This is a genomic window from Streptomyces sp. CB01373 (genome assembly GCF_002803075.1).
Taxonomy (GTDB): Bacteria; Actinomycetota; Actinomycetes; order Streptomycetales; family Streptomycetaceae; genus Streptomyces.
Window position 1 is genome coordinate 344,343 of sequence record NZ_NNBK01000005.1, and the last position, 10,388, is coordinate 354,730.

Annotated in this window: 8 protein-coding genes; 3 read left to right on the plus strand and 5 right to left on the minus strand. The window is 73.7% G+C overall.

What is annotated here, in order from left to right; all coding sequences use genetic code 11:
- Nucleotides 1–33 precede the first annotated feature (33 nt).
- Nucleotides 34–1,977 carry a fumarate reductase/succinate dehydrogenase flavoprotein subunit gene (locus CG719_RS10480; RefSeq protein ID WP_100568257.1) on the plus strand — a complete coding sequence of 648 codons (1,944 nt, stop codon included), beginning with the start codon at nt 34–36 and terminating at the stop codon, nt 1,975–1,977.
- Nucleotides 1,974–2,744, plus strand: coding sequence for a succinate dehydrogenase/fumarate reductase iron-sulfur subunit (locus tag CG719_RS10485; protein ID WP_100568258.1), 771 nt, complete (start codon nt 1,974–1,976; stop codon nt 2,742–2,744). The genes CG719_RS10480 and CG719_RS10485 overlap by 4 nt, the downstream gene beginning before the upstream one ends.
- Here the strand turns inward: CG719_RS10485 and CG719_RS10490 are convergent.
- Both CG719_RS10490 and CG719_RS10495 read right to left on the minus strand, forming a co-directional pair.
- A complete protein-coding gene (locus tag CG719_RS10490; RefSeq protein WP_159024839.1) occupies nt 2,741–3,085 on the minus strand; it encodes a hypothetical protein in 345 nt (114 codons plus the stop codon). The genes CG719_RS10485 and CG719_RS10490 overlap by 4 nt on opposite strands.
- Before the next feature lie 19 nt (nt 3,086–3,104).
- Nucleotides 3,105–4,376 carry a hypothetical protein gene (locus tag CG719_RS10495; RefSeq protein WP_442802719.1) on the minus strand — a complete coding sequence of 424 codons (1,272 nt, stop codon included), beginning with the start codon at nt 4,374–4,376 and terminating at the stop codon, nt 3,105–3,107.
- Nucleotides 4,377–4,718: 342 nt separating this feature from the next.
- Here CG719_RS10495 and CG719_RS10500 point away from each other — a divergent pair, with 342 nt between their 5' ends.
- A complete protein-coding gene (locus CG719_RS10500; RefSeq protein ID WP_100568260.1) occupies nt 4,719–6,410 on the plus strand; it encodes a hypothetical protein in 1,692 nt (563 codons plus the stop codon).
- 18 nt (nt 6,411–6,428) lie between these two features.
- Here the strand turns inward: CG719_RS10500 and CG719_RS10505 are convergent, their stop codons facing one another.
- The 3 genes from CG719_RS10505 to CG719_RS10515 form a co-directional block, all read right to left on the minus strand.
- Nucleotides 6,429–9,041: a SpoIIE family protein phosphatase gene (locus tag CG719_RS10505; RefSeq protein WP_100568261.1), complete on the minus strand. Its 2,613-nt coding sequence runs from the start codon at nt 9,039–9,041 to the stop codon at nt 6,429–6,431.
- Nucleotides 9,042–9,231: 190 nt separating this feature from the next.
- A complete protein-coding gene (locus CG719_RS10510) occupies nt 9,232–9,696 on the minus strand; it encodes an ATP-binding protein (RefSeq protein WP_442802717.1) in 465 nt (154 codons plus the stop codon).
- A gap of 153 nt (nt 9,697–9,849) precedes the next feature.
- Nucleotides 9,850–10,278 carry a (deoxy)nucleoside triphosphate pyrophosphohydrolase gene (locus CG719_RS10515; protein WP_100568263.1) on the minus strand — a complete coding sequence of 143 codons (429 nt, stop codon included), beginning with the start codon at nt 10,276–10,278 and terminating at the stop codon, nt 9,850–9,852.
- Between the last annotated feature and the right edge of the window lie 110 nt (nt 10,279–10,388).

Sequence of the window (10,388 nt, forward strand, 5' to 3'; positions counted from 1 at the left end):
GAGTCCGATGAGTACGCAGACTGGGGCCTTGTGATGTCCGTGGTGGACCGGCAGGAATGGGACGTCGTCGTGGTCGGCGCGGGCGGCGCCGGGCTGCGGGCCGCGATCGAGGCGCGCGAGCGCGGGGCGCGCACCGCGGTGATCTGCAAGTCGCTGTTCGGCAAGGCGCACACCGTGATGGCCGAGGGCGGCATCGCGGCGGCCATGGCCAACGCCAACGAGCACGACACCTGGCAGGTCCACTTCCGCGACACCCTGCGCGGCGGGAAGTTCCTCAACCAGTGGCGGATGGCCGAGCTGCACGCGCAGGAGGCCCCGCAGCGGGTGTGGGAGCTGGAGACCTGGGGCGCGCTGTTCGACCGTACGAAGGACGGCCGGATCTCGCAGCGCAACTTCGGCGGGCACGAGTACCCGCGCTTGGCCCACGTCGGCGACCGCACGGGCCTCGAGCTGATCCGCACGCTGCAGCAGAAGATCGTCTCGTTGCAGCAGGAGGACAAGAGGGAGACCGGGGACTACGAGTCCCGTCTGAAGGTCTTCCAGGAGTGCGCGGTGACCAGGGTCCTCAAGGACGGCGACGGCGTCTCGGGGGTCTTCGGCTACGAGCGCGAGTCCGGCCGCTTCTTCGTGCTGGAGGCGCCCGCGGTCGTCGTCGCGACCGGCGGCATCGGCAAGTCGTTCAAGGTGACGTCGAACTCGTGGGAGTACACCGGCGACGGGCACGCGCTCGCGCTGCTCGCCGGGGCGCCGCTGCTGAACATGGAGTTCGTGCAGTTCCATCCGACGGGCATGGTCTGGCCGCCGTCGGTGAAGGGCATCCTCGTCACCGAGTCGGTGCGCGGCGACGGCGGGGTGCTGCGCAACTCCGAGGACAAGCGGTTCATGTTCGACTACATCCCCGACGTCTTCAAGGAGAAGTACGCCGAGTCGGAGGACGAGGCGGACCGCTGGTACGAGGACCCGGACAACAACCGGCGCCCGCCGGAGCTGCTGCCCCGTGACGAGGTCGCCCGCGCGATCAACTCCGAGGTCAAGGCGGGCCGCGGCTCACCGCACGGCGGGGTGTTCCTGGACGTGTCGACGCGGATGCCGGCCGAGGTCGTGCGGCGCCGGCTGCCCTCGATGTACCACCAGTTCAAGGAGCTGGCCGACGTCGACATCACGGCGGAGCCGATGGAGGTCGGGCCGACCTGCCACTACGTGATGGGCGGTGTCGCGGTCGACTCCGACACGGCGGCGGCCCGCGGGGTGCCGGGACTGTTCGCGGCCGGGGAGGTCGCGGGCGGCATGCACGGCTCCAACCGGCTCGGCGGCAACTCGCTGTCCGACCTGCTGGTGTTCGGGCGCCGGGCCGGGTGGCACGCGGCCGAGTACGCGACGGGGGCCGCGCCCGGTCGCCCGCGCGTGGACGACGCCCAGGTCGACGCGGCGGCCGCGGAGGCGCTGCGGCCGTTCTCGGCGGAGGGCGGGCAGGGCGGGGAACCCGCGGGCGGGCCGCCGGAGAACCCGTACACCTTGCATCAGGAACTCCAGCAGACCATGAACGACCTGGTCGGCATCATCCGCCGCGAGGGCGAGATGGAGCAGGCCCTGAAGAAGCTCGGCGAGCTGCGGGTACGGGCGCGGCGGGCCGGGGTCGAGGGGCACCGGCAGTTCAACCCCGGCTGGCACCTCGCGCTCGACCTGCGGAACATGCTGCTGGTCAGCGAGTGCGTGGCGCGGGCCGCGCTGGAGCGCACGGAGTCCCGCGGCGGGCACACCCGCGAGGACTGCCCCGCGATGGACCGCGACTGGCGCCGGATCAACCTGCTGTGCCGGCTGACCGACCCGACGGGCGGGCTGGCGGCGACGGACCCCGTGCGCGGTCAGATCACGCTCTCCCGGGAGACCACCGAACCCATCCGCTCCGACCTGCTCGCCCTCTTCGAGAAGGAGGAGCTGGTCAAGTACCTCGCCGAAGAGGAGCTGTACGAATGAGCAGCTATGAGGCCCGCTTCAAGGTGTGGCGGGGCGACGCGGGGGGCGGGGACCTGGAGGACTTCGCGGTCGAGGTCAACGAGGGCGAGGTGGTGCTCGACATCATCCACCGGATCCAGGCCACCCAGGCGCCGGATCTCGCCGTGCGCTGGAACTGCAAGGCGGGCAAGTGCGGTTCGTGCTCCGCGGAGATCAACGGGCGGCCCCGGCTGATGTGCATGACCCGTATGTCGGTCTTCGAGCCCGAGGAGACGATCACCGTCTCCCCGCTGCGCACCTTCCCGGTCGTGCGCGACCTGGTGACGGACGTCGGCTACAACTACGCCAAGGCGCGCGAGGTTCCGGCGTTCGTCCCGCCGGCCGGTCTCGGTCCGGGCGAGTACCGCATGTTCCAGGAGGACGTGGACCGGTCGCAGGAGTTCCGCAAGTGCATCGAGTGCTTCCTGTGCCAGGACGTGTGCCATGTCGTGCGCGACCACGAGGACAACAAGCGGGCGTACGCGGGCCCGCGTTTCCTGATGCGCGTCGCCGAACTCGACATGCACCCGCTGGACGCCGCCGCGGACGCGGGCCTGGACCGCAAGCGCGCGGCGCAGGACGAGCACGGGCTCGGCTTCTGCAACATCACCAAGTGCTGCACGGAGGTCTGCCCCGAGGGCATCAGGATCACCGACAACGCGCTGATCCCCTTGAAGGAACGGGCCGTCGACCGCAAGTACGACCCGCTGGTGTGGCTGGGGTCGAAGATCGGGCGGCGGTCGTCCTAGGCCGCGTCCTGGGGGTGGTTCAGGGAGTCCGTACGGGCGGGGCGCTGGGACAGGTACTGAAGGAACGAGCCCAGAAAGAACACGGCCATGCCCACGAGCGCGAGGTTGAAGTGGGCGGCCGGCCTGCTGCCGAGCCCGCCGAGGCACAGGAGGAACGCCCCCATGCCGGCGGCGGCGGTCAGTGAGCCGTACCCCCACAGCTTGGGCCGCAGGACCTTTTTCCGGCCGACCGTCGGCACCCGTCCGGTCGTGATCGCCAGGATCCCGATCGCTGCCCCGCCCGCCACGACCACGAGGGCCAGGGCGGTCGTCCACATCGCCGTCGAGTGCATACCGCTCATCCTCCCATCGACGCCGTGATCATGACAGGTCGGTCCAGCCTTCCCGGTACGCGGTCCAGTCGTCCTCCGTGGCGGCGAAGTCGACGTACAGCGCGACGCCGAAGCGCTCGCGGCCGGCGTCCGTGCGGGAGAGGCCGAGGCGGACACCGCGGACGGCGGCGGGGACGGTTTCGGCGGAGGCGCGGTGGCCGAAGCGGTTGTCGTGGAAGAACGGCAGGCCCATCAGCAGGTCGGTGGTGGGCGGGGTGACCTCCAGGGCGAGGGAGGTCTGCTGGGCGACGTAGCCGCCGTACAGGCTCGGCAGCGGCTGCATGGTGTCGTACGACATCACGGCGATCTGGTCGACACGGCGGGCGACCTGGGCGAAGTACGCCTGCGACCACCACTTGGGGTGGTTGGTGAGCGTGCCCCACAGGCTGTGGAAGGCGGGCAGCGGGTCGATCTGGTGGGCGGCGACGGACAGGGGGACGCCGTGGGCGCGGGTGACGGCGCGCAGGTCGTCGAGCAGGCCGAGGTAGTCGCGGTCGCCCGAGTGCAGCGGCTCCAGGTCGAAGTGCGCTCCGTCGAAACCGGCCGCCAGGATCTCGCGGGTGGAGGTGACCACGGCCGCGCGCGTCGCGGCCCGCTCCAGCCGCATCCCGTCCGGGCTCTCGGTGGCCAGCTCGTCCCCGAGCCAGGCCTGCACACGGACGCCGGGCAGCGCGCGGTGCACGGCGGGTATCAGCCAACCGGCCCCGGAGTACGCCGACTTCGGCAGGGTGCCGTCGTGTTCGAGCGGACCCGCGTGCACATACAGGTCACGGATACCGGTTCCGCGCAGCCGGCGGGCGAGGGCGGCGACATCGGCGTCCTTCTTCCGCCCGTCCACCCAGGCATGCCCGAGCCAGATCGCGTCCTGCCCCCTGGTGTACGTCCCGTCGGCGAGGTCACCCATGTAGTTCACGCGAAGGACGGCCTCGACCCCGGCCAACGACAGCACCAGCAGCAGTACGAGCCCGAGGGCGACCCGCCGAACCCAGCGGAGACCACGCCGCGAGCGCCGGGCCGGACCCGCTCGGCCCTGGCCGGGGTCGGCGGCCGCGGTGTCGGGGTCGCGCTGGGCGCCGGTGGGCTCTTGCCGGGCGGCCGCGTCGTCCGCGCCGGGCGCGTTCACGGCGGCGGTGGCATCATGCCCGCCCGACGCGTTTGGCGCGCCCGAGGGCTCCTGCCCGCCGGTGATGTCGTCCGCGCCGGGCGCGGTCGCCGCGCCTGCGGTGTCCTGGGCACCCGACGCGTTCGCCGGGGCGGAGATGTGGCTTCTGCCGGTCCCGCTCTCCGCGTCGGCGGTGCCGTGCGTACCACCGGCTTCGCCGCCCGTGACGGTCGCGTTCTCCGCGCCGGTGCCATCGGCCCCACCGGTGGGCGCGCCCGCCGCACCGGACGCGTCCGCCGCGGCGGCAGTCTCCCGGACGGCGGCAGGGGCGTCCGCTCCGGCGGCGTTCTCCGGGTCGGACGTGGGCCCCCGGTCGGCGCTCTCCTGCTCGCCGGTGGTGTTCTTCATGTCGGGGCCCCTCCCGTGTTGCCGTGTCCCGTCTGCCCCACCAGTGCCTCGGCCCGGTCGCGTGCCCGCTCGGGGGGTCATACGCTCCCGAATGTGACGGCATCGGTGTTCCGGGAGGCCCGGCCGCTGTGCGCGGCCCGCCGGCTGTCGGGGCGGGTGGCGCACGTCGTGCTGGGTGGCGCGGCGGGCCTCGTGTGGCTGGTGCTTCCGGTGATGACGATCAACAGCGGCACCGCGGTTGCGCTCCCCGAGACCCGTCCGGTGACCGCCATCGCCGCACAGCGGCACGACGAGACGTCGCCGGGCTATCTCGCCCTGCCGCTCGTGGCGGTGGGCACGGCGGGTGTGCTCGCCGGGTACGCGTACGTCCGGCGGACCCGGCGGGCCAGGACCCGCACGACCCCGGGCGGCGGTCACGCCCCGCCGTCCGCGCCGTGGCGGTCGCCGCCGGCGTCCGACGAACTCGACCGGCTCTCGACGGAGTTGATCACCCAGGCGGACGACTGGGTGCGCACCAGCCGGGAGGAACTCGGCTTCGCCGAGGCGCGGTTCGGCGCCGCGGCCGTCGAGCCGTTCGCGCGGGCGGTACGGGAGGCGGACGCCGAACTCGCCGCCGCCTGCCGGATGCGGGAGCGCTACGACCACGGGGTGCCCGAGGACGCCGCGGCCCGGATGCAGGCACTGGCCGGCGTGGTCGGACGCTGCGAGGAGGCGGGACGGCTGCTGGACGCGGAGGCCGCCTCGTTCGACGAACTGCGCGGCCTGGAACGGGGGTCGCGCGAGGCGCTGGAGGTCGCGGAGGCACGGTTCCGTGAGCTGGCGGGGCGCACGGGAGCCGCCGCCTCGACCGTCGCCGGACTGCGCGAACGGTACGGGCCGGCGGCCGTCGCATCCGTCACGGGACACGTGGAGCTGGCCAAGGACCGGCTGCTGCTGGCCACCTCCCGGCTGAACCGGGCGCACCAGTCGGCCGACGCGGGAGACGCCGCGGCGGCCGCCCGTCACCTGCGCGTGGCCGAGGGCGCGGTCGCCCAGATCGGGGTGTTCGTGCACGGCGTCGAACGGCTGGCCGAGGAGCTGTCGACCGCCGGGCGCCTCGTACCGGCGGCGCTCAGCGGCGCGGAGGCCGACGTGGAGGCGATCCGGCGCGCGGCCGAGTCCGCCACCGCACAGCTGACCGCCGGTTCCCCCGGCACCCCGGGTCCCGCCGGGGCGGGTGCCGCGGCGCCCGCCCCCGTGCCCGGCGCGTCCTCGGCCGCCGTCCCCGTCGACGTCGCCGCCGGTGAGCTGCGCGCCCGCGTCACGCACGCCGACCTGGAGCTGGCCCACGTACGCGTACGCGCCCAGCCGGCCGCGGGGCCGTACGACCCGCTGGACGCGCTGCGGCGGATCGTACGGGCGACCGCGCCGGTCGGCACCCGGCGCTCCGGTGTCCTGTCGGCCGCCGAGGAACTCGTCGCGCGCAGCGCCCTCGCCGCCGCCGACGACTTCGCCGGCACGCACCGGGGCGTGGTCGGCGCCACGGTCCGCATCCGGCTGGCGGAGGCCCGGCGCCTCCTGCCGACCGACCCGCAGACCGCCGACGCCCTGGCCCGCCAGGCCCGCGAACTCGCCGAACAGGACGTGCGCCTGCACGGCAACCCCAGCGCCGCCGGCGACCCGTCCGCCGGCGCCACCGCGGCGGTGCTCGGCGGCATCCTCCTGGGCGAGGACCCCGACGGCGGTCCGCCCGCCTGCTACGGCGGCCCGGGCACCCGGGCGCGCCGCCGCCCGAAACCGGCGTAGGCGTGGCCGGGCGGGCGGTCAGAACAGGCTCAGCAGTGCCTCTGCCGGATCGGTCAGGACGTTCTCCCCGTCGGGCAGCGGGAGTTCGAACCAGACCGTCTTGCCACGGGGGGTACGGCGCGAGCCCCAGGCGGCGCTGAGCAGGCCCACGAGCTGGAGGCCGCGGCCGCCCTCGTCGGTGTCGCGGGCGCGGCGGCGGCGCGGCTGGACGAGGCCGGAGTCCCACACCTCGCAGACCAGGGTGCGGTCCAGCAGCAGGCGGAGCCTGATCTCGCCCTCGCCGTAGCGCAGCGCGTTGGTGACCAGTTCGCTGACGAGGAGTTCGGTGGTGTCGATCAGCGGTTCGAGGTCCCAGGCGGTCAGCTGGGCGCGGGCGTACTCACGGGCCCGCCCGACGCTGCGGGGTTCGCGTGGCAGGGCCCAGTCGCCGACGGACTCGCCGGGCAGGCCCTGGACGCGGGCCATCAGCAGCGCGATGTCGTCCTCGCCGTGGTGGGAGCCCAGCGTGTTGAGGATGTGGTCGCAGACGTCCTCCAAGGGGCGGGAGGGGTCCGTGAGGGCTCCGACGAAGGCCTGGAGGCCCTCGTCCAGGGGGTGGTCGCGCGATTCGACCAGGCCGTCCGTGTAGAGCGCCAGCAGGGCGCCCTCGGGGAGTTCGACCTCCACCTCCTCGAAGGGCTCGCCACCCACGCCGAGCGGCATGCCGGGCGGCACGTCCAGCATCAGCGCGGACTCGCCGGGTTCGACGAGCACCGGGGGCAGGTGGCCGGCGTTGGCGAAGGTGCACCGTCGGGTGACCGCGTCGTAGACGGCGTAGATGCAGGTCGCCAGGTACACCTCGGAGAGGTCGGCCTCGCGGGGGCGGCGGGCGGCCCGGGTGGCCTGCTGGACACCGCCGGGCGCGCCGAGCCCGCGGGCGATCTCGTCCAACTGGGCGAGCACCTCGGCCGGTTCCAGGTCGAGAAGGGCGAGCGTGCGGACTGCCGTGCGCAGTTCGCCCATGGCGACGGCGGCGCGCAGACCGCGGCCCATGACGTCTCCGACGACCAGCGCCGTGCGGTGGCCGGGCAGTTCGATGACGTCGAACCAGTCGCCGCCGACCTCGCTCGGCCGGCCGGTGGCGGCGCTGCCGGGCAGGTAGCGGCAGGCGATGTCGAGGCCGGAGGCCTCCGGGTCGCCGGGCGGCAGCAGGGACCGCTGCAGTATCAGCGCGCGTTCGTGCTCGCGCCGGTACAGGCGGGCGTTGTCGATGCAGACGGCGGCGCGCGCGGCGAGTTCGACGGCGAGTTCGCGGTCGCGCTGGCCGAACGGCTCGCTGCCCTTGGTGCGGGCGAACTGCGCGAGTCCGACCACCGTGTCGTGGGCGACCATCGGCACGGCCAGCGTGGTCTGCACGAGGCCGCCGTCCTCGCCGGGCACGGTCGTCGGGCGGGCGGTGCGCAGGGCGTCCGCGCGGGGCGAGTTGAACGGATAGTGGTGGACGGCGCCGAGCTCGACGTGTGCGACGGTGCCGCCGAACGGCGCGCCGGAGACCGCGCTGGCGAAGGCGACGCGACGCAGTTCGGCACTGCCGTCGGCGAGTCCGGGCGGGGTCTCGTCGCCGGCCAGCAGGCCCTGGTAGAGGTCGACGGTCGCCAGGTCGCAGAAGCCGGGGACCACGACGTCGAGGAGTTCGCGCGCGGTGGTCTCCAGGTCGAGGGAGTTGCCGATGCGGGCGCCGGCCTCGTTGAGGAGGGCGAGGTTGCGGCGCGCGGCGGCGGCCTCGCGGGCGGCGTCGCGGCGGCCGGTGATGTCGGTTCCGAGCCAGGCGATGCCAATGGGCCGGCCGCTGCCGCTGTGCACGCGGTACAGGTTGATGGACCAGTGGCGGCGCTCGTCGGTTCCCGGCACGAAGCCGGAGACGTGCATGTCCGTGATGGACTGGCCGTCCTCCAGCACCCGGCGCAGGGTGGCGGTGACCCGCTCGGCCTCGCCGCGCGGCAGGTAGTCGCGCACGCCCTTGCCGCGGTGGTCGTCCGGCGTGCCGCCGAAGACGGAGGCGAACCGCTCGTTGGCGCGGCGGACCTTGAGGTCGGCGTCGATCAGGAGGAAACCGAACGGGGATTGACCGAAAATCGCCTGCGAGGCGGCGAGATCGGTCTCGATCCGCCGGAGGGTGCGGACGTCGACGACGGTGCACACGGCGGCCCTGTCGCCCTCCACCGTGGTCGTCGGCATCACATAGACCTCGGCGAGTCCCTCCTCACCGCGCCGCCCGTCCTCGTCGTCCGGGATCCGGAAGGGGACCACGCCGGTCCACTCCCGCCCGTCGAGGATCTCGGCCATCTTGCGCTGGCCGTGCTCGCGCAGGTCGGGGTCGACGAACGCCTCGATGGGGTCCATCCCGACGGCGCGTTCGGCGGAGATGCCGAAGAGCCGCTCGGCGCGCAGGCTCCACTGGTCGACGTGTCCGTCGGGGCCGATGGAGAAGGAGGCCACCTTGATGTAGTCGTACATCGAGCCGGGCGGGCTGCTCTGCCACATCGCGTCGGCGTACGGCGCCCCGTCGGCGGCACCGCCGCCCGCGGATCCCGCCCTCGCGCCGTCCGACGGGTCCTCGGACTCCGTGGCCTTCGCTGGTATCTCGCTCACGCGAACCGTCCCCTCCAGCTCACCGCGCCCGGCACCGGTCACCGGGGGCGGCTGCCCGCAGTATCCAGCACTACGGCGCCGCACGACACGGTGTTCACGATCACAGGACCATCCCGATGCTTTCCGGTCCGGCCTGCGACAACACCAACAGTCTTCTAACCAGGCAGGACCGGGTCGAACCCCGCTGCGCTCACTGCGGCACGGCCAGTTCGAACCAGACCGTCTTGCCGGTGTCGTCCGGCCGGGTGCCCCAGCGGCGGGAAGTGGAGGCGACCAGTTGCAGTCCGCGGCCGGACTCGTCGTCCGCGCGGGCCGGGCGCTCGTGCGGCGGCTCGGGCAGCGGGTCGGAGACCTCGACCAGGAGCACCTCGGGCACGTCCGCCGGGCGCCGCAGCCGAACTCCGATGGGACCGGTCGCGTACCGCAGGGAGTTGGTGACCAGTTCGCTCACCAGCAGGGCCGCGGTGTCGCCGAGCGCGTCGAGGTCCCAGCTGCGCAGCTTGCCGCGGACGGCGGCGCGGGCCGAGCGCACCGCGCCGGGATCCGCGGGAAAGGTCCACTCGGCGATGTCGCCATCGGTGTCGATCACGCCGTTCACTTCCCGGGCACGCCGATCACTTCGCAGGCCCGCAGACCTGCCCATGTCCGGTTTCATGGGACTGAAGGAGGCATACCCGGTATCCCGCGTGAGTATCGCGATCCGCGGGGCTGTAGCGCAGACGACGGCGTGGTGTGGCACGAACGGCGTACGCGGAGCGCGTCCCACGTCTCGCGCGCTCCGGGAATGCAACGAAGCACACGGTGGCGCTCACCCCTCCGGGGCACCGTCCGCCGGGCCGGCATCGAGGTGGGCGAGGGTCTGCCGCACGGCGGGCACGTCCTGGTCCAGCCAGGGGACGCTCCAGATCTCCGCCGGAGTGAGCCAGCGCAGGTCGTCGTGGTCCTGGAGGGGCTTGGGGTCGGCGGAGCCGGGGCGCAGCCGCGCGGTCCACACCTGGAGTTCGTACGGCGGCCGCAGCGGCCAGCTGCCCGGCACGCGCTCGACGGCCTCGGTCTCGACGCCGAGTTCCTCGCGCAACTCGCGCACGAGGGCGGCCTCGGGGCGCTCACCGGGTTCGACCTTGCCGCCGGGCAGTTCCCAGCGGCCGGCCAGCTCGGGCGGCGCGCTGCGGCGCGCGGCGAGCAGGCGGCCGCCGTCGAGCAGGGCGGCACCGACCACCACGATCCGTTCGCTCATGCGCCGGAGCCTACGGGAGCGGGCCGGCGTACGGCGAAGCCGTCAGCCGTGATGGTGTCCCACCGAGTGGTGTAACAGCGATCTCTGCATAGCCCCTGGCCATGGGGCGG